13 protein-coding genes are annotated in these 21,189 nt (G+C 43.3%); 6 read left to right on the top strand and 7 right to left on the bottom strand.

The window, feature by feature from the left end; translation table 11 throughout:
• Nucleotide 1 precedes the first annotated feature (1 nt).
• The 3 genes from dapA to JMX89_RS02130 all read right to left on the bottom strand — a co-directional run bounded on the left by dapA (nucleotide 2) and on the right by JMX89_RS02130 (nucleotide 3,354).
• The gene (gene dapA, locus JMX89_RS02140) at nucleotides 2-883 is read right to left on the bottom strand and encodes a 4-hydroxy-tetrahydrodipicolinate synthase (RefSeq protein ID WP_133104272.1); all 882 of its coding nucleotides are present in this window, start codon (nucleotides 881-883) and stop codon (nucleotides 2-4) included.
• A gap of 104 nt (nucleotides 884-987) precedes the next feature.
• Nucleotides 988-2,235 (bottom strand): NAD(P)/FAD-dependent oxidoreductase, encoded by a 1,248-nt coding sequence (locus tag JMX89_RS02135; protein ID WP_133104273.1) that lies wholly within the window; start codon nucleotides 2,233-2,235, stop codon nucleotides 988-990.
• Nucleotides 2,236-2,331: 96 nt separating this feature from the next.
• On the bottom strand, nucleotides 2,332-3,354 hold the full coding sequence (locus JMX89_RS02130; RefSeq protein ID WP_201531440.1) for a proline racemase family protein: 1,023 nt from the start codon (nucleotides 3,352-3,354) through the stop codon (nucleotides 2,332-2,334).
• 329 nt (nucleotides 3,355-3,683) lie between these two features.
• Here JMX89_RS02130 and JMX89_RS02125 point away from each other — a divergent pair, with 329 nt between their 5' ends.
• Nucleotides 3,684-4,487, top strand: coding sequence for a helix-turn-helix domain-containing protein (locus JMX89_RS02125; RefSeq protein ID WP_201531442.1), 804 nt, complete (start codon nucleotides 3,684-3,686; stop codon nucleotides 4,485-4,487).
• 10 nt (nucleotides 4,488-4,497) lie between these two features.
• Here the strand turns inward: JMX89_RS02125 and ggt are convergent, their stop codons facing one another.
• Complete coding sequence (gene ggt, locus JMX89_RS02120; protein WP_201550735.1) at nucleotides 4,498-6,435, bottom strand: gamma-glutamyltransferase; 1,938 nt, start codon at nucleotides 6,433-6,435, stop codon at nucleotides 4,498-4,500.
• A gap of 272 nt (nucleotides 6,436-6,707) precedes the next feature.
• A complete protein-coding gene (locus JMX89_RS02115; protein WP_201550733.1) occupies nucleotides 6,708-7,229 on the bottom strand; it encodes a Spy/CpxP family protein refolding chaperone in 522 nt (173 codons plus the stop codon).
• Nucleotides 7,230-7,519: 290 nt separating this feature from the next.
• Here JMX89_RS02115 and JMX89_RS02110 point away from each other — a divergent pair, with 290 nt between their 5' ends.
• From JMX89_RS02110 to JMX89_RS02100, 3 genes are all read left to right on the top strand, one after another.
• Nucleotides 7,520-8,212, top strand: coding sequence for a response regulator transcription factor (locus JMX89_RS02110; RefSeq protein ID WP_201550731.1), 693 nt, complete (start codon nucleotides 7,520-7,522; stop codon nucleotides 8,210-8,212).
• Entirely contained in the window at nucleotides 8,212-9,903 is a 1,692-nt protein-coding gene (locus JMX89_RS02105) for a sensor histidine kinase (protein ID WP_201550729.1), read from the top strand. Before JMX89_RS02110 ends, JMX89_RS02105 begins: the two co-directional genes overlap by 1 nt.
• A gap of 312 nt (nucleotides 9,904-10,215) precedes the next feature.
• Complete coding sequence (locus JMX89_RS02100) at nucleotides 10,216-15,678, top strand: YadA-like family protein (RefSeq protein WP_201550727.1); 5,463 nt, start codon at nucleotides 10,216-10,218, stop codon at nucleotides 15,676-15,678.
• 156 nt (nucleotides 15,679-15,834) lie between these two features.
• Here the strand turns inward: JMX89_RS02100 and JMX89_RS02095 are convergent, their stop codons facing one another.
• A complete protein-coding gene (locus JMX89_RS02095) occupies nucleotides 15,835-16,698 on the bottom strand; it encodes a universal stress protein (RefSeq protein WP_201531452.1) in 864 nt (287 codons plus the stop codon).
• A 615-nt stretch (nucleotides 16,699-17,313) separates the two neighbouring features.
• Between JMX89_RS02095 and JMX89_RS02090 the strand changes: the two genes are divergently transcribed.
• Entirely contained in the window at nucleotides 17,314-18,864 is a 1,551-nt protein-coding gene (locus JMX89_RS02090; RefSeq protein WP_133104282.1) for an acetyl-CoA hydrolase/transferase family protein, read from the top strand.
• 105 nt (nucleotides 18,865-18,969) lie between these two features.
• On the opposite strand, the gene JMX89_RS02085 is transcribed toward JMX89_RS02090, so the two are convergent.
• Nucleotides 18,970-19,674, bottom strand: a complete 705-nt coding sequence (locus JMX89_RS02085; protein ID WP_201550725.1) for a hypothetical protein — start codon at nucleotides 19,672-19,674, stop codon at nucleotides 18,970-18,972.
• A gap of 281 nt (nucleotides 19,675-19,955) precedes the next feature.
• Here JMX89_RS02085 and JMX89_RS02080 point away from each other — a divergent pair, with 281 nt between their 5' ends.
• On the top strand, nucleotides 19,956-20,882 hold the full coding sequence (locus tag JMX89_RS02080; RefSeq protein ID WP_201531454.1) for a bestrophin family protein: 927 nt from the start codon (nucleotides 19,956-19,958) through the stop codon (nucleotides 20,880-20,882).
• Nucleotides 20,883-21,189 lie beyond the last annotated feature (307 nt).

The following is a 21,189-nucleotide window of genomic DNA, read 5'->3' as shown; positions in this document are numbered from 1 at the left end:
GCTATTTAGATAGTAAGGCTAAAAACTCTGCTTTTTCATCTTCTGGCATGTCAGTTAATGGCACACGAACTGAGCCAACATCCATACTGCCTTTTAAGCAGCCCGCTTTTGCCTTTTGGTTATAGTTGCCAGATTCCATAGAATGAATAGCAGGATAAATCTCACTCATGATTTGCTTGGCTTTATCCCAGTCCCCTTGCTGAGTGGCATTAAATAATGAAACTTGCTCTGCTGGGAAGACGTTCGCTGCGCCTGCAATCCAGCTCTTTGCACCCCAAAAGAAGAAATCAACGGGCTGATCATCACAGCCACAAACCACCTCAAAATTGTCAAAATCAGCTTGCAGCATGCGTAGCGCATGACTAAAGTCGCCGCTACTTTCTTTTACACCGACGATGTTAGGATGCTTAGCTAGATGAGCAACAGTGTCAAATTCAATGGCAACGCCAACACGATCAGGGAAATTGTACATAATAATCGGCAGCTCACTGGCATCCGCAACTTTTTCAAAATGCGCGATAATGCCATCTTGCTCAGGTAAGCTATAAGGGGTGGCAGACAGCATAAGGCCGTCATAACCTAAGGCTTTGGCTTGTGCGGCAAGCTCAATAGAGTGGTCAGTCGATAAGCTGTTGATACCAGCAATCAGAGTGACTTTATTCTCAGCGCCTTTATTTTTTGCGGCTTCAGCGATAGTGGTTAATACGAGCTCGCGCTCTGCCGCCGAAAACGTATAGTACTCACCTGTAGTACCGCAAGCGACGATACCAGCAACGCCTTTTTCAATAAAGGCTTCGACCAGTGTCGTTAATTTTTGCGCATCAACGTCGCCGTTATTGTCGAAAGGGGTGACGATTGGGACTAAAATTCCATTTATGTTCATGAGACTATCCTTATTGGGGTTGATATTGTTGGTGATTTAATGGGTAATGATTCAATGATGAATCGGTTGATTTTTGCTGGGTTTATAACCGTTTAATAAATAGCTTATTGAAAGCGGGCAAGTTGATACGGTTTTGGATCAATCGTATGGTCTTCATCAAAATAGTATTCGGCAATCATTTGCGCACTAACGACAGCTTGCGTTAACCCTAAATGCTGATGACCAAAGCTTAAAAATACACGCTCGATTTTGTCGATGACTGGTAAGGAGTCTGCGGTCGATGGACGAAACCCCATCCATGACACGCTATCGCTAGCATCTAACGGCGCTTTTAACATAGGCTGCGCTTGTTGTAATAGCATATGTGCACGCTGCATATTGGCAGGCGCGTCCAGTCCTGCGTACTCCACCGTACCCGCCAAACGTAGGCCGTCTTGCATCGGAGTCATGACAAAGCGTCGATCCAAACTCGATACGGGAATCTGTAAGCGCGCGCTTTCATGAGGTAGCATTAAGTGATAACCACGTTCGGTATCTAAAGGGATGTTGACGCCCGTTAATTGCTTGGCCAAGGCTTTAGAGTGGGCGCCTGCTGCTAGCATCACTTTGGACACGGTCATATCACCTTGACTGGTGGTCAAATGAATACCATCTGCATCATTCGTCGCTGCAAGGACGCGACAATGTTCAATGACATGACCGCCCAATTGTCTAAAGGTATCGTGAAGCTGATTGATAACGGCTTTTAAATTGGTGATATGTCCTGTATTTGGGAAAAATAACGCTGCTAACTGATTGTCTTGTAAGGCAGGCTCACGCTCTAATAAATCCTCTTTGCTCAGCAGCTCATTGCTCACATCAATGTCATTGAGACGCTTACCGTGTGCTGTTAATAGCTCAAGGCTACTAGGCTTTTCAACCGTTAATAACGAACCCTTTACTTGTATCCAATCACCCAATTGCCACCGATCAGCAAAGCCTTGCCACGCTTGCAGGCTGTTTTTATTTAAGCTTAACAACGCGTGATGAATCCGCTCAAATGGCTCAGGGCGCATATTCATCAGCAACTGCATCGCCCAAGGCATCAAACGCGGCAGATAGCGCCAGTCTATGCGCAGCGGTCCAGTCGGATTCAATAGCATGGCGGGTACATGACGGAGCATGCTGGCATCAGCAATGGGGAATACTTGCTCGGTAGCGATATGACCGGCGTTACCTAATGATGCGCCTTGACCCACTTCATTGGCGTCCAGCAGTGCGACTTTTACGCCTCGCGCTTGCAACGTCACCGCAGCCGCTAGACCGATAATGCCGCCTCCAATGATATGTAAGTCGACGTTTGAGATAGTCATAATTTTTCTCGCTTACGTTCGTCGATTAAGCGGTTTTAAGAGTGTTCACGCGTTTATCAATAAACCTGTCATTTCATAAATAATGCTGTGATTTTATTAAGATGGGAGTCCCCATTTAAAGGGATCGTCTTGTTGCACAATGAGTGTGGTCTCAGCACAAACATAAGCATGACCACGAATCGTTGGGATAATGGTCTGTGCAGGATAAGCCGTACCAGCTGCATTATTGAGCTTAGTACTAAGATCGGTATTCAACTCAGTATTAAGCTCAGTTGCATGCTGATAACTGCCAGTGAATACGCTGCCGACTATGCCCTGTTGCTGCCATAATTGTTCAGGAGCGAGTTTATTGTCAGCCGCTAGGCAAGCAAGTTTGGCGCTGGTACCGGTACCACAAGGGGAGCGATCGTAGGCTGAACCTGGGCACAAAACAAAGTTTTTACTATCTACTTGTGTATCATCGCTATCAGAAAATAACTCAATATGGTCAATCTCGCCGCCGTTGTCGCCAGTGATGTTGGCATTGAGTAGTGCTTGCTTAATTTGCATGGTTACTTGAGTAAGCTGTTTAACGTTGCTGGCTTGAATGTTTTGTCCATGCTCACTCACTAAGAAAAACCAGTTGCCACCCCAAGCGATATCACCGCGGATAAGCCCTAACTCAGGAACGTGAACTTCGACTTGTTTTTTATAACGATAAGAAGGGACGTTTTGTACACTGCAGCTGCCATCATCACGTAGGGTTGCTTTAACCAGACCTACGGGAGTCTCTAGCCAATGTATGCCTGCTGATATTTTTTGTTGATAAGCTAAAGAGACGATGACGCCAATCGTGCCATGACCGCACATGCCCAGATATCCAGCGTTATTAAAAAATATAACGCCTGCTGTGGCTTTAGGATTGCTGGCAGGAAGGAGTAGCGCGCCAACAAGGACATCATTACCGCGGGGCTCTAAAATGATGCTTTGACGTAGATGATCGAAGTTTTGTTTGAAGGATTGTAGTTTGTCTTGAATAGTATCGCCGACGAGGTCAGGAAAGCCGTCATAGACCATGCGAGTAGGCTCACCGCCCGTATGCGAGTCAATAATTTTGAAATTAAATAGAGAAGAAGCCATGACCGACATCCTAATTCATCCGTGAAAAAGTAACATTCCATTGTTGTTTGCTAGACCTTGTCAAAACCATCGTGTTAACGCGGTCTGTATATAGAATGAACTTTTTTAGATACAGCGTCTTGCTGTTTTCTGATGAAAAAATGCGCATTCCTGCACAGTGGCTCGGTGTACACTAGAGGCTATAATGATGGTTTTTAATGAGAAAAATCCATCGTGAGATAGCTTCTGATTAAGTAGTGTTTTGATAGAGATTTACTATCTTTAGCAAGGGAAGAGCAAATAGTATTGCTTGTTAATGACTGGGATTGAGATGGCAGGGATGACATAGGATGATGGATGTAATAGAAGAGACGGGGCTTGTCGGTTTTACTGCCTCGTTGCGGCAGAGCATGGCTACTTATTATTCAGAAAGTAGTGAGGCATTTATTGGTAATGTCTCATTATTACTGCCTCTACTTGATACTTTAAAGAATGTGGTGTTTTTTGTGAAAGATGAGCAGGCACGCTATCAGCTGGCAAACAAAACATTATTAAAGCGTTGTAAGTTAAGTCAGCATAGTGACATTGTGGGATTTACCACTGAGCAGGTATTTTCTCATCAGCAGAGTAAGGATTATATCTTGCAGGATATGAAAGTGTTGCGAGATGGGAAGTCAATCGTTGATAATTTAGAGCTGCACAGTTATGCATCTGGTCAGTTAGGTTGGTGTATTACCAATAAACTGCCTATCTATAATAGCAGTCAACAAGTGGTCGCAATGGTTGGGATATCCGTCGATATTGATGAAGATAACGAACGCATTTTACGTAAGCACGCGAGACTGGCTGACGTAGCACAGTTCGTACGCGGTAATCTGGATCAGAAAATCAATATAGCAGAATTGGCGGAGCTGGCACATTTTAGCTTATCGCAGTTAGAGCGCACCTTTAAAGCAGTGCTAAATATGTCGCCTTTACAGTTTGTACAAAAGCTGAGATTAGAATATGCGGTTAAGCTATTAGCCATGCCTGAGATGTCAGTCACTCAAATATCGTTGAACTGCGGCTATAGCGATCATAGTGCCTTTAGCCGCCAGTTCAAACAGTTTACGGGCTTGTCACCCAGCCAATTTCGCCAAACGCATTTATCATGAAAAAGTTAAATCAGTAACCAACGACTGCCGCATCGACAATACGTGGATCTGAAGATCCATACACGCCATTTGGGGTAACCATAATAGACTGTGTTGATCCCATAGCTGACTGCTGACTGACCTTATGTCCCATGGACTCCAGTTTCTTAATAGTATCGATATTTAGTGCTTTTTCGATACGAATCTCATCCGGTAGCCATTGGTCATGAATACGTGGCGCATGCGTCGCTTCAGCGATATTCATATCATGGTCAATGACATTTGAGATCACCTGCGTGACGGTAGTAATAATGCGGCTACCACCCGGACTGCCTGTGACGATATAAGGTTTGCTGTCTTTAAATACGATTGTTGGACTCATAGAAGATAACGGGCGTTTATTGGCTTCAACCGCATTGGCGTCGCCGCCGATTAAGCCGTAACCATTTGGCACACCGGGCTTAGCAGAAAAATCATCCATCTCGTTATTGAGCAGTATCCCCGTACCTTCAGCAACAAGCCCCGTCCCATAAGAAAAGTTCAGCGTATACGTATTGGCTACCGCATTGCCATCTTTATCGACAATAGAAAAATGCGTGGTTTGATCACTCTCATAAGGTAGAGGGTTATTTGCCTTAATAGTTGCTGCTGGCGTGGCTTTATTTGGGTTGATTAACGTGCGTAGCTTATCAGCATAAGGCTGGGCAGTTAAACCGCTGGCAGGTACGTCAATAAAATCAGAATCCCCCAAATATTCAGAACGATCTGCATAAGCCAACTGCATCGCTTCAGCCATTAAATGAATGGTTTGCGCGCTGTTTTGACCATAGTCTTTTAGCGGATAACCTTCTAAGATATTTAAAATCTGCACGATATGAATACCGCCAGAAGACGGTGGTGGCATTGAGACAATCTCATAACCACGATAATCGCCTTTGACCGGCGTACGGGCAATAGCTTGATAATTTGCCAAGTCCTGCAAGCTCATTTTACCGCCTGCTTCATTGACCGCTTTAACCAATTTACGGGCGGTTTCTCCTTTATAAAAACCATCACTACCTTCTGCCGCAATCAGTTTAAGGGACTTTGCCAGCTCCGGCTGTTTTAAACGCTCACCCGGTTGATAAGTGCTACCATCGGCTTTAAAGAATATCTTTTTGGTACTTGGCCATTTTTGTAAGCGATCGCTTAACGCTTCTAGCGATTCGGACAAACCAGCAGTGACTTCAATACCGTTTTCAGCCAGCGCAATCGCTGGTGCCATTACTTGCCCGCGGCTCATGGTGCCATGATCCTCTAACGCTTTGAGTAAGCCTGCGACCGTACCCGGCACACCAACGGCTAAGCCATGATAACGAGATAAATCACTGACAGCATTGCCCTCCTTATCAAGATACATATCACGCGAAGCGCTACTAGGGGCTTTTTCACGATAATCGAGTGCGACTGTTTTACCTTGTTTGGCGTCATATACCATCATAAATCCGCCACCGCCAATATTACCGGCTCGCGGTAATGTCACAGCTAACGCAAAGCCAACAGCTACAGCAGCATCAACGGCATTGCCACCATCTTTTAAAATCTTTAAGCCGATATCAGAAGCCAGTGCTTCTTGGGTAGCAACCATGCCGTTTTTTGCCCAAACAGGATGGTGGATAGCGTCCACAGAATAGATGGGTTGATCGGTTTTGGCTTGCGTGGCCTTAGGCGTGAGCGTGTTACTTTTCGCTCGTGTCACACGCTGCGTCTCAGACAATACCGTGGGATTTTCTTTCATAACCGTTAGATTAATCGCACTGGTATTAATCGAGGTTGGATTGATGGTTTTTGAGGCGACAGCAGTATTTGTGTCTACCGCATGGGCAGATACAGAAAATAATAGCGTGCTGCCAATAATTAACGCTGCAGATTTTAAAGTCTTATAAGTGGGCGCTTGTGTCTGATGAGAATAAGAATATGGAGCTGACATCGCAAAGTCCTTTTTACGAGGATGAAAGAAATTGGGCTAAAAATACAGGATTAATAAATAAGATTAACTGATAAGGTTAAATAGTAACGAATATTGCTAGTAGTAGAAAGGACTTTGACATCTTTCGTTTTCAGATAAGAAAACGGTTATGAGGTAATTGAATTTAGGAAATGTAAAATACAGAGGAAAAGAAGCGCATCGGTAAGCCGATACGCTTCTTTAAATGTTCTTACATTATCTAACTAATGCTTTTTAATTCCATGGCTTATATCTTACTGCGCTTGATTATGCATCTTACGCTGTTTTGAACCATGATGACCTTTGGTTGTTCTTTCTGATTTTAACTGTGCCATTTTTGCACGCTGCTCAGCTGTGAGTACTTGCGAAATGGCATGTTGGGTTTGAACGCGTTCAATAAAGCGCTGCTTGTTTTTAGCTGCTTGCTGGTCTGCAAGACGATTGATGGCAGCGTTATCCAAGGTATTAGCGTTCGTCAATGCCTGCATCTGCTGCTGCATTTGCATACGTTCTGCTTGATGTTTTGCACGGTCATTTTTGCGATCGCCCTGTTTTTCTTGCATGATGGCTTTGATTTGTGCCTGCTGCGCCGCTGTTAGATTTAGCTGTGCCATTGGACCTCTCATGCCGTCTTTCATGCCTTTATGCTGCATTTTGCTCGTGGTTGGCGTCGCCTCAGTAGAGGCATTGACACTGCTGCAGGCAGTCACGGTCAACACACTGGACATCGCTAATACTGAACCCATCAATAATTTTTTCATTTGCGTCATTTGCATAAGAGTTACCTTAATTTCTGTAAAAGTGAGGGTATATCTGATAATTCTAGTCTTGATCGAGCGTCCCGGATAGTCACTATGGATCACTACTATAAATCACTAATATTAATCATTGCTCGACATTGTAAATTAGTATCAACTTGTTTTTGATAACCGCTATCATGCGACAGCCAGAGGTTACGAACATTTATGAAACATTAAGAAAGGTAACGTTTATAGCGCATAGGTAGCGCTTGCTTGATAATATGAGCCATAAAATGATTGAGAGGTACAATAATAAAGTGATAACGATGTCAAATATTTTATTGGGTGACGATGACGAAGAGTTGACTCAATTACTGCAAGAGTATCTGCATAATCACGGTGTTCGTTGTGACTGCATGCATGATGGCGAAGCGGTCATAGAGCGATTAAAGACGACGATGCAAGATAATTCGCCTTATGATTTGTTGGTGCTCGATATTATGATGCCAAAAATAGACGGGCTCAGTGTGTTACGCCAGCTGCCTGCTATTAGTGATATCCCTGTCATTATGCTTACCGCAAAAGGGGAAGAGATAGACCGTATCATCGGGCTGGAGCTTGGCGCTGATGATTATATTACCAAGCCTTGTAATCCACGTGAGCTGCTGGCACGTATCAATGCGGTGATCAAGCGCACCAGTATTGCAGCACATATTGTTGAGCAATTACCGCTGCCGAGTAGTCGCTTATATCTTGACCAACAGCAAAGGCTTTGCCAGATAGATGACGTTGAGCTGCAATTAACAGGTACAGAGTTTGATTTATTGCTGGCTTTATTACGACAAAAAGGCGAGGTAGTCAGTAAATCGTGGCTATCACAGCATGTCTTGCAGCGAGAATTACAGCCTTTTGACCGTAGCCTTGATGTCCATGTCTCGCGCCTGCGTAAAAAACTTCAACCTTTCCATGATGAGCCAATCAAGGCAATTCGTGGTAAAGGCTATCAGTTGGTACTCTAATGACAGAAGCTGCCCAAAATCCTACAGCGATAAACAAATCGAAGCTGAGCATACCTATGTCGCTATTTTGGCGACTGTTTTTGAGTTTGCTAGCGATGATTCTGATCACTTCTATTTTATCTATAGCAGTAGAACGCTGGCTTAATGAGAGAGAGCTTGCTACTCGTATGGATTCTCAAATTGATAAGCTGCTTATTCAGCGTGAGCGGCTGGTCATATCCTTGGAAGCGGGTGACTTATCTACTGTAAAGCAGATTTATAATGAAGATCGAAGACTCATGAGCCAAATCAGGATATACGATGAGCAGGGCGCTATTATATTTCCAAGATATCGGTTTCGAGAAAATCGAGTCAAGCGGCGTCCAGCACGTGACGTGGCAAGTATAAAGGCAATAGACTTGCAGATAAAAGGTGAGCAATCATCTGTGTTGTCTAATCCTCAAAATTCTGTGAGTAGCAGTGTTGACAATAAAGCATCTGATTACAGTGAACTTAGTGATAAAGACCGTGTCGATAAGAACCCTTATAGGGCGTATTCCTTTGATAAGGATGGCGTCAAAAGCGCGCACCCAAATAATAAACCTTTTAGCCTCGATGATATTTTAAAACCAATGCCGTCTCATAAAGCCATTGCTGACATTGATAGCCGACCTGAGTTAGCTGAGGTTACAGTGGTTATGCCAAATAATGACAGCGTTATCATACAGCTGCGTCCGCACCTATTATTTAAAGATGTGTTAGAGCTACAGCGGGGCAATTTTATGCTGCGGCTCTTGCTGATTATACTCTTTAGCGTGTTGGTATGCTTTTGGCTCAGTCGTACATTGACTCGGCGTATTGGGAGTGTGCAGGATACCGTACACCGGATGATAGATGGCAACTATGAAGTCAATCCGCAGTTATCAAGTCTGGGTTCTGACGAATTGGGGTTATTAGCAAAAGATGTCGCTTTACTATCAACGCGGCTCGCTGACAGTGAGCTGGCACGCAAGCAGATGTTAAGTGATATCTCCCATGAGCTGCGCTCGCCGCTCGCCCGTCTCGATGTAGCGACTGAGCTGACACGAGATTTTGCGCCCAACGCCAGTCGTTATCTTGACCGTATCGATAAAGAGTCAACGCGGATGAATGAGCTGATTGAGCAAATTATCCGTATTCAATCGTTGCAAATGCAGCAATATACCATCAATACTCTAGAAGATGAGGCAGTAGACATCTGTGAAATTATCAATGAGATTGGTCAAGATGTCTGTTTTGAGTTTCAGCATAAAAATATATATTGGCAATGGCATGCGAATCCGTCTTTATTGCCAGATTCTTGCACAGTAATGGGCAATCAAGAACAGCTGCATAGTGCCCTTGAAAACATCATCCGTAATGCCTTTATGCATACTGCTTTTGATTCGGCAGTGATGGCTGAGATACAAGCAGTGAAGATGAATAATAAAACAGCAGCTATTGAAATAAGCATCACTGACGAGGGCGGCGGTGTTGCAGAAAAGGATCTGGAGCGTATTTTTCAGGCTTTTGTTAGGCTTGATACGGCGCGCCATCGCGAAACGGGCGGTTATGGACTGGGGTTGGCAATCGTTCATGCCGTAGTGATGGCACATAGAGGTCAGATCACTGTCCATAATCGCCAAGATGGCATATTAGGGCTTGTAATAAAAGTAATATTACCTATTAAATAGAAACAACCTCAAATGAGAACGTATTTCATCAACATATATTCACTAATAAGAATATAACCGATGGACGGTAGTAAATTACCGATGTGTGGTATTGAGACTCTCTGTATATTCGTTAATAATAATATACAGAGAGTTATAATGATTTACAAAATAAGACGCTTTATGTCTCAAATAATCATCTAAGTAATTTTTTAACCCTAACTTCTAATCCTATTGCCTCATAACTGTTTTCTTTTGTTACATCAACTCTCTACAAAATGGATTTTAACTTCGATTTTTTAAATCAGACAAATCTATAAGGGAGTATACATCATGAACCGCATCTATAAGGTAATATGGAATGAAGCCTTAAACTGTTTCACTGCAGTTGGTGAATACGCAAAGGCACGTGGCAAATCTTCCAAATCTAGCGTGAGTGCAAACGCTACCATCAATACGACAGACAATCTTTCATCTACCAGTGCTTTTAAAATCACGGCTATCGGGCTGGGTCTAATGGCAGCTGGTTTTTGTATACAAGCGAGTGCTATTCCAAATAATGGTAACTCGAGTAATCACAATATCGATTATCCTTTTACTCATACCCATGGTCTTGGTGAACATACTCATACTACTAACAATAGTCATAAGAAAGAAGGTGATAATTCGGATACTTCAATAATTCTAGAATTTGAAGGTGATATTGGTGATCCTATTGCACTCAAACAGGGTGAAACACTTCATATTTTAGGTGGTGAGACTGATGCAAACAATTTATCCAATAATGATAATATCGGTGTTGTCGCAGATGGCGATATCTTAATGATCAAGCTTGCTAAAGATATTGACCTTGACGCTGATGGAAGTGTAACGATGGGGGATACTTTGGTTGATAACTCAGGTATCACGATCACTAATACTGTTCCAGCTAAAATTGTCAGCTTAACCAGTGCTGGTCTTAACAACGGCGGTAATCAAATCACGAACGTCGCTAGTGGGGGTTTACTAACAGATCCCAATAATCAACATAACGCTGCAACCATTGGTGATATTGTAGCCAACCAGATAAAATACGTCAGTATCAACTCAACAGGTGGCACTAATGAAGATAACCTAGGTGCTCAAGGTGCAGACGCAATTGCGATTGGTAAGGGTGCTTCTGCAGTTGGACAGACTACAGTAGCCATAGGTTTAAACTCTGGTGCTGGTTCAACTGCTTATACTGAACAGGGAGTATCTGTAGGTAATGCATCAGGTCAGAATGTACTATCGTCGGGTAACGTAGGAATAGGGGCAAGTGCTGGCTCAAATGTAAGTGCTACGCCAAGAACTACAGTAGGTGGTAACCCAGCATATAGACCTTATTCAATCGTAGGACAAAATACTGCAATTGGCGCTGCGGCTGGTAATGGAGTCTATGGTGATTCTAACTCAGCATTAGGTGAGCGTGCAGGTCGTAATGTTGACGGTCACGCCAATACAGCTATTGGTGCGTTCTCAGGTAACGCAGTAATTGGTAGTGCTAACGTTGCTATGGGCCCTACTGCAGGCTACACAGTTACCGGTGACAGAAATACAGCAGTTGGTAACTTCTCTGGTTCGCATGTAGTTGGTAAAGTTAACTCGGCGTTTGGTAACGGTGCTGGTTCAAACGTTACAGGTGAATATAACCTTGCTCTAGGTGCTGGTGCAGGCGCCGGTATCACTAATGATTTAACAGTAGCTATCGGTAATAATGCTGGCAATTTCCAGAACGGACAGATTGGTAAAAACAGCATATCAGTAGGTACTAACTCTTCAGCTCAAGGTCACAGCAGCATGGCGCTTGGACGTGGGTCTGTCTCTGCTGGAATTAATGCTATTGGTATTGGTGTTCAATCTATCGCCTCAGCAACAGGTACTATTGCTGTCGGTGATAGAGCTGAGGCCAGTGGTGAAAATGCTATTGCGATTGGGAAAAATTCGCTAGCTACAGGGTCACAAGCTATTGGTGTAGGATCACGTGCAGGGAATGGTGGTGCAGCATACGGTGATAACGCTGATGCAGGAGGCACCACAATGTCTGCTACTCCTACTGTTATCAAAGGAACTGCTATCGGTAATGGCTCTATAGTTAACGTTGATAATGGTGTAGCTTTAGGATCGAAATCAGTAGCTAACCGTACTGCTACTGGCTCAGGTACAGTGTTTGTCCCAACATCAGCGAGTGGATTAGCTATTGAATCTACTAGAAGTACTGCACTTGGTGCTGTCTCTGTAGGCAATAATGTTGACGGCAACCGTCAGATAGTTAATGTCGCAGCTGGTAGAGATGATAGTGATGCGGTCAATGTATCTCAGCTAAGAGCGTTAGATACTATCGTTGCTGGCATTGATTTCCCTATCCGCTCTAGCAATGCAAAACCATACACCACGTCAGTAACAGGTACTGATGCTCTTGCTGTTGGCTCTAATGCTATAGCAAATGGTGACCGCTCAACTGCTGTTGGAGAGAATGCTAAAGCTATTGGTATTCAGGCTAGTGCCTTTGGTGCAGGTGCAGAAGCAACAGCCCGTAGCAGTTTGGCATCAGGTTTTGAAGCTAAAGCTAAAAGTGGCGAATCAGTTGCTCTAGGTGTCAGGAGTAGTGCGGAAGGTTTAGGTGCTACAGCTGTTGGTCCTACTGCAAACGCTAGAGGCGAAGATAGTGTGGCACTAGGTCGTCGCTCTAAAGCAGACGGTGCTGGTGCCATGGCTTTAGGTGGTTTCTCTGAAGCCGTAGGTGAAAATGCATCAGCTGTTGGCTTTAATGCTGAAGCTACTAATAAAAATGCAACAGCGATTGGCGTAAATGCAAAAGCCTTAGGTGAGCGTTCAGTGGCTATAGGTGAAGGTGCGCAAGCTACTACTCTTACAGGTACTGCTATCGGTTCACGTACGCGCGCTACTGGAATACAAAGCACCGCAGTTGGTGTTGGTTCTAAAGCAACTAAACAATGGTCAACGGCTATGGGCTTTGTTTCAGAAGCAAATGGCCTCAGTTCTGTTGCTCTAGGTGATCGAAGTATAGTGGGTGGTAAAGAGTCAATAGCGATAGGTAAAGGAAATACAGTGAACGGTGCTAACTCAATCGCTGTGGGTGTCCGCAATAAGGTCAGTGGTACACGATCTGGAGCCTTTGGTAGTCAGCTTCCACCAGATGACATTGACAGTGTTTCTGGCAACAGTAGCTATTCAGTTGGTAATGATAATACTGTTGAAAATGATAATTCGTTTGTTCTCGGTAATAATGTTTCGACAACGCAAAACAACAGTGTTGTGTTAGGTAACTTATCTACTGATCGTGCTGCTACGACTGAGACTGGGGTTATTATTAATACAAGATATTACACTTATACAGGTCAAGGTTCTGCTGCCAAAGGTGTGGTGAGCGTTGGTTTCGTTAACGGGGAACGTCAGATTATCAATGTCGCTGCAGGTGCTGTCAACGAGAACAGCACTGATGCTATCAATGGTAGCCAGTTGTATGCAACCAATCAGTCCATTGAAGAAGTCAACGACACGGCCAACAAAGGATGGTTCATACGGACCGACTCTGGTGATGGTGCAAAGAGCAATGTTAAACCAGACGATGTAGTCACTATCAACGGTGACAATAAGAATATTAGCGTTACCAATGTAGGTAATGACCTTATTGTTGCATTGAGTGATGACATTAATGTTGGTACTTCAGGTATCGATGGCAAAGACGGCTTTATCGGCGTTAATGGTAAAGATGGTGTATCCGGTGTTGCTATCAATGGTTCGAACGGCACAATCGGTCTAACGGGTCCTACTGGTGTATCAGGTACCATTGGTGTCATTAACGGCGTACCAGGTGTTAATGGTGGTGATGGTATCACACGTATCGTTATCGACGATATCCAAGTTGCCACGATGGAAGACGGCCTGAAGTTTGCGGGTAACACTGGCACTACCATTAATAAGAAGTTGAACGAAACGTTGAGCATCGAAGGTAAGCTGGCGAATGCTGCTGATGCATCGGGTGCAAACCTACGTGTTGACAGCCTCAATGGCAAACTGAACGTCGTGATGGCTAAGAACCTAACGGATCTTGACACAGTTACTGTGGGTTCTGACCCAAGTAATCAAACCTTTATTAACAGAGGTACGATTAGCAGCAAAGCCCTTAATGTTAATGCTGGTCGTTTTGTTGTCGAGGACGATAAAGTCAGTGTGGCTCTGGGCACCAACGTCAGCATGGGTGGTAACCAGGTTCACAATGTTGTAGCAGGTGCTGCTGGTACTGATGCAGTGAATGTTGATCAGCTTAATGGTCAAAACTCTACTATTGTAACTAAAGGTCTAAACTTCGCTGGTAATGATAATATCAACATCCATAAGGATCTTGGTACGCAACTTAAAATCGTAGGCAGTTTAAATCCTCTTAAAACAGCATCTGCAAAAAATATTCGAACGGTAGAAAACAACGGTCAGTTAGAGATTCAGATGGCTGATGCTTTAGATGTAACATCCGTTACTACTGGTAATACTGTGATGGATAATGGCGGTGTTAGTTTCATTAATAGTGGAGTAAAATTAAACAGTACTGGTTTCACTATCACTAATATTGTTCCAGCTAAAACTGTCAGCTTAACAAGCACTGGTCTTAACAACGGCGGTAATGTTATTACCAATGTTGCACGAGGTGAAGCAACTACTGACGCTGTGAATGTTGGACAGTTAAACGAAGTCAAACAAAGTGCAGCTGATGCCAACAAAGGCTGGAACCTCAGTGCTCAAAGCAATGAGAGCACTATAAGTACAGTGAAACCAAGCGATACAGTTGACTTAAACAACACAGATAACAATATAACCGTCTCTAAAACAGCAGAGAGTAATAATGTTACCTTTAATTTAAGTAGGGATATCGCCGTAGATAGTGTGCAAACGGGTGATGCCACGATGAATAGCAGTGGTCTAACTATCGTAGGCGGTCCTAAACTTACTAAAACTAGTGTTGATGCTGGTGGTAACAAGATCACCAACGTTGCTAATGGCTTCATTGAGGTAGCGAGTAAGGATGCCGTCAATGGTGGACAATTATTTGAGTTTCTCTCTCTTGTCAATACACAGACAACTGTGATCGCTGAGATGGGTGCTGGACTCAACTTCGATGCAGATAGTGGTCCTGTTATCAACAAAAAAGCAGGTTCTGCTCCACTTACGTTTAAAGGTGGCAATAATATCACCACGACATCAGCAGGCAGTAGCATTAAGTTTGATTTAAACGGCAACATCAATGTCGACAGCGTGACGACTGGTGATACAACCGTCAGTACAAACGGAGTTGTCATTGCAGGTGGCCCTAGTATCACTAAAGCCGGTATATATGCAGGTAATGGTGAAACTGCTCCTAGTATGACAGCAGCCGGTATTAATGCTGCTGGCACTAAGATAACCAATGTTGCGGACGGCATGCAACCTAGAGATGCTGTGAACTTCGGTCAATTGGATGCAGTCAATAGAAACCTAGGCAACAGCATCAATGAGCTGGGTTATAGAATTGGCGAGGTTGAGGACGACGCCAACGCTGGTATCTCAGCAGCCATGGCGATGTCTTCATTGCCTCAAGCTTACATCATCGGTAAGTCTATGATAGGTGGTGGTATCGCAACGTATAACGGTGAGAGTGCCGTTGCTATCGGCTTTTCGAAACTGTCCGCTGATGGACGTTGGGTCATGAAGTTAAATGGTACTGCAGATACTCAAGGCAACGTAGGTGCAGCCATAGGTGCAGGTTTCCATTTTGACTAAACACCTATTTGACTAAACATCTAAGCGAAATGACAATCATAATCATTAGTTAGATACAAGAAGCAAGGCATCAGATGCCTTGCTTTTTTAATGGATATTTATCAACATATAAAAACCGACAGAACAGATTAAAAGTATAATCACGCTCGTTACCTATTAGCGCACCAAAATAACTGGTGACAGCGTACTGGCGATAATCTCTGTTGTAGTGCTGCCAAGAAACAGATGCTGTAGTTTTGAGCTGCCATAAGCCCCCACCACAATCATATCGATTGCATGCTCCATTTGAAAAGCTAACAATCCATTGACCGCGTCAAGCTTTTGGAGATGATGAGTCTCTACTGAAAATCCTGCTGCTGCCATCTGCGCGCGGGCATCGGCAAGGCTTTGTTTGGCGGTTTCATTATCGTTACCGACCATCACGATATGACCTTGCATGCCTTTTAATAATTTGCTCTCTGACAGCATAGTTATGGCCTTAAGCGCTGTTTTACTAGCGTCAAAGGCTACCATGTATGAATGAGGTTCTTTGAATTTCTCTGAGCAAATGAGCACCGGTATGCTTGACGCTCGTGCAACTGTCTCGATTTGGCTGCCGATGTTGATGCGACTATGTTTATGGTCTTCACCGCGGCGTCCCATAACGATGGCACGATTATGCGCTGTAAAATGCTCAATAGCAGGCAGTAGCTTGCCACGGCGCTGATAAACATGGACATTTACGTCATCAAACTGATTTTTGATATGGCTTTTGGCATCTTGCACCAAGGCGTTACTATAGCTATTGACTACCTTGGCTCTTTGCTCGTCAAGCTGAGACAATTCATCTAGCAAGAATTGACGGCTATTAATGCCAATCGCCCCAGACAAGTCTCTTCTAATAGACGCTGCTACATCGCTGACATGCAACAGTCCTACCGAAATATTGAGTCGCCTTGCATACCATGCTGCATAGTCACAAACAGACTCTGTCACTGCTGAGCCGTCAATACAAGCCAAAACGTGCTGTTGAGTTGTCATCATTCATCCTTAAATGCTTATTTTTTCGCTACCAACTTTATGTCAATCAGCTAATAATGAACTGCTTTCATATCAAATTTAGCACCAGTTTTTATCAGTATAACCTTTAGTTAAAAAATTTTGCCAGTTTCTGAAATATAGCATGCGTGGAGTCCTTTTAAAAATATGACACTGATAATCTTACTATAATTTTTTTGGGTCTATAGACAAAAAACCAGAAATATTATCGTTAATATTTTTCTATTAATCAAAAATATCCCATTCTATATTTCAAAGTATAGTTTTTAAATGCGTTGATACCTATCTGAGAAAAATAAATAATAAGGATTTTTAACCATCATACCTTACAATAAGCATATCTATTTGTGATAAAGAAAAATAGATATGACTGCAATTTAAAGAGGAAAAGAACGTTATATAAACGATATTAAAAAACGAACTAATGTTAGTTTATATGAGACAGATAAAATCTCTACAGGTAAATTTAAGTCATTCAACTTGTTTTTTGCGGGAAAGTTGCTAATATGCAGCAATGCATTTTATTGTTGGTTTCGTATCAAACGTTTCATCACGAAGTGGTTTGATTTTAATATGGAAGTTACTAGGAAAAAAGGTATGACATCATTAAATCATGAAGGTCGCGTGCTTCACGACGGTCTAAGCAAAAAAATTATGTCTGCTGATCAAGCAGCAGCGTTCATCAAAAACGATATGAATGTCGGTATGAGTGGCTTTACTGGTGCAGGTTACCCAAAAGCGATACCCGCTGCGCTTGCCAAACACATGGAAGCGGCTCATGCTCGCGGTGAAGACTTTCAAATTGGTTTATTGACAGGTGCCTCTACCGCAACCGAATGTGATGGCGTATTGGCAGAAGCGAACGGCATCAAGTGGCGCACGCCATATCAATCAGAGCCTGCTTTACGTAAACAAATCAACGCAGGTGAAGCGCATTATTTCGACATGCATTTATCGCATGTAGCGCAGCAGAGCACCATCGGTTTCTATGGCAAGATGCATATAGCGGTCGTTGAAGTGTCTGGTATTTTGCCAGATGGTCGCCTGATTCCATCGACTTCTATCGGTAACAACAATGCCTGGTTAGAAAATGCAGACAAAATCATCTTAGAAGTGAACGCGCAGCAAAGCTTGATGTTAGAAGGTATGCATGATGTCTATAATGATATCGGTATGCCGCCAAACCGCAAGCCGATTCCACTTGTGACCCCAGGCGGACGTATTGGTGTGCCGTATCTACATTGTGACTTGGATAAAGTGGTTGGCGTTGTCTTAACGAACTCGCCTGATCGCAACAGCAAGTTTGCTGATCCTGATGAATGTTCAAACAAAATAGCCAGCCATATCATTGATTTCTTCCATGATGAAGTCAAAAAAGGTCGCATGCCAGAAAATTTATTACCGATCCAGTCTGGTGTAGGTAACGTAGCCAATGCCGTATTGGCAGGACTACAAAACAGCCCGTTTGAGAATTTGACCGGCTACACTGAAGTATTGCAAGACGGTATGTTAGACCTAATCATGTCTGGCAAAATGACCATGGCATCTGCCACTGCACTGTCATTAAGCCCAGATGCTCTAGAACGTTTTAATGCCAATATCGAAGAGCTGCGTGCGCGTATTGTATTGCGTCCACAAGAAATCACCAACCATCCTGAAGTCGCGCGTCGCTTAGGTGTATTGGCCATTAATGCCATGATTGAATGCGACCTTTATGGTAACGTCAACTCAACCCACGTTATGGGAACTAACATGATGAATGGCTTGGGCGGCTCAGGTGATTTCGCTCGTAACGCTTATACGTCATTCTTTGTATCGCCATCAGTGGCAAAAGATGGTGCTATTTCTTGTATCACGCCGATGGTCTCGCATCACGACCATACTGAGCATGATGTGATGGTTATTGTCACCGAACAAGGGTTGGCAGATTTGCGTGGTTTATCGCCGCGTCAACGTGCAAAAGCAATTATCGATAACTGTGCCCATCCTGACTATCGCCCAATGCTACAAGATTATTTTGATCGTGCTTCAGATACGGCTGGTATGCAAACCCCGCATATCTTGGACGAAGCATTATCATGGCATCAGCGTTATGTTGAAACGGGTGATATGCGTATCAAAAAAGCTGCTTATAAAATTGCCGTTTAATATAATAGATATTATAACAGCATAAATAAATTCCAAAAAAGCGCCCCTTATTTAATTTAAGGGGCGCTTTTTTGTGCAACGTTAAGTAATTTAGTAACGAATTATTTAACGGCTGGTAAATATAATCGCTTTCGTACCGTTGTTTGTCGGTTGGCTAATCGTCACTTTACTATCTAAGATATCACCGCGCGCATTGATTTTATAGCATTCTGATGAGACACCATTGGGATCATTTGCGACGAGTAAATTGGCTGAGGTGTCGACACAAAACCATGCAGTGTTATTGGTGTCTCTGGTCAATGACCAGCCTTGTCTGTAGCTACCTATCTTTTTGCGCATACTTCTATCGGCGTATACGTCCTCTGCAATCAATTGACTAGAGGAGCCAACAGTTGCCAGCTTAGGAAGCGTCGTGCTCTGGGTCGCTAATGAGTATTTGCCTGAGCTATCAGTATAACCATGGAAGACCAATGGATTTAACGTAAAGTAATTGATGGCAACAGATTGGTCAGTGATTTGATTATTTACTTTATTAATAGTATTTACTTCGGCAGCTTGTACTTGTTTATTATTGAATACCATACTGCCTTTTGGGGTAATTGTAATATCAGCTGAGGCAGTTTGATTGCCGACGGTCGCTACTAAGCTTTGACTGCGAGTTTTGGTGTAAATGTTGAGCATCGCTGCTTCAACAGGATATTGAGTGACGATAGTATTTTGGTTGTTATTGCCAATGGTGCCACCGTTTATCCCGCCAGCACATGCGCTCAAGCTCAGTGCCACTGCGGCGCATAATCCTAATTTTTTCATCATTTATTCCTTATTTTGTTTATATGAGCATATCTATGTCTACTATAATCGAATTTTTGTGCGATGGCATCTGGTATCTACCTTTGTCTTTGCTATCATTACATCACTATAACAACCAATGATTTGTTAGACATCTATTGCACAACAAGGTGATAAAAATAGTGGTGTATTTTTACGATAAATACTTATTCACAGTTCAATGATAAGCATCTTTTTGCACCTCATTATGGTGAGTCTGTTATCATTTCGCTCTGCAAAAGTATCAGTGTTAGGAAGTCAATATGATCGTCAAGCAAAACCCAAGCGCCATCAAACTATTCTTTACCTTGCGTGGCTCAATTCTTCCCAAAGTATATCCTCAAATTTTGCTGATTGGTCTTATCAGTGCGCTTATTACCAATATTCAGCACGGCTTTCCAAGCTCTTTTTCTTCTTATGGCGTTGCGCCTTTCACCTTGCTTGGGATTGCCTTATCGTTGTTTTTGGGCTTTCGTAATAATGCCAGCTATCAGCGTTGGTGGGAAGCAAGGGGGCTATGGGGACAATTGGTTTATGATGCGCGCAGCCTGTGCCGTCAAGCGCTCTCTTATATCGACGAAGACAATCCAATAGGGCGAGATACTCAGCGCCGTCTGATTCATCTGAGTATTGCTTTTACTCATGCGGTGCGTCATCGACTGCGAAACACCTCGCCTTGGGAGGATATCGAGCGCTTTGTTGATCCGAAATATCATAGCAAAATGCGGCAGGCAAAAAATCTGCCTGATTATCTGATGCGCTTGATGGGTAAGGAGCTTGGATATTGTCGACAGCAGCATTTGCTATCAGAGCAGATGGTACAAAATATGGATGAGCGTCTGAACTCTATGACGGTGGTACTGGCAGCGTGTGAACGTATTCATAATACGCCATTGCCATTTGCTTATACTTTGCTTGTACATCGAACCACTTATCTTTATTGCTTTATGCTGCCGTTTGGTTTGGTATCTTCTTTGGGCTGGGTGACACCCTTAATCTGCAGCGTGATTGCCTATACCTTTTTTGGACTTGATGCGCTAAGTGAAGAGTTAGAGTCACCATTTGGCTTGGCGGACAATCAGCTGCCATTAACGGCTTTATCGCGCACGATTGAAATCAATTTGTTAGAGGCCTTGGGTGAAACTGATTTGCCAGCTGATATCAGCCCTATAAAGGGCTACTTACCATAAATAATGGGTAAGATAATAAAAGACCGCTCGATTGGAGCGGTCTTTCTATGTTCGTATGTCACTTTGATTACTTATTAGCCTTAAATACCTTTTAAAAAGCTCAGTAAGATCCCTTTTTACGTACTAGGTCATTGTGTATCGCTTTTATGAGCGCCGCTAAGGGACAGTTGCTTATAGCTGGCTAGGAATTTTTATAGGGATAGGGTAGTTATACATCCAAGTATGCGAGGTATAGTCAGTTCAAAACAAAAGTGTTATGGCTAGGACAAACATCATAAAATAATTTGGATAAGTCATTTTCCATCCA

Origin of the sequence: Psychrobacter sp. DD43, assembly GCF_904846555.1 — a bacterium.
Lineage (GTDB): Bacteria > Pseudomonadota > Gammaproteobacteria > Pseudomonadales > Moraxellaceae > Psychrobacter > Psychrobacter cryohalolentis.
Note: the sequence above shows the minus strand (reverse complement) of the source record. Positions and strands in the feature narration are given on the sequence as shown.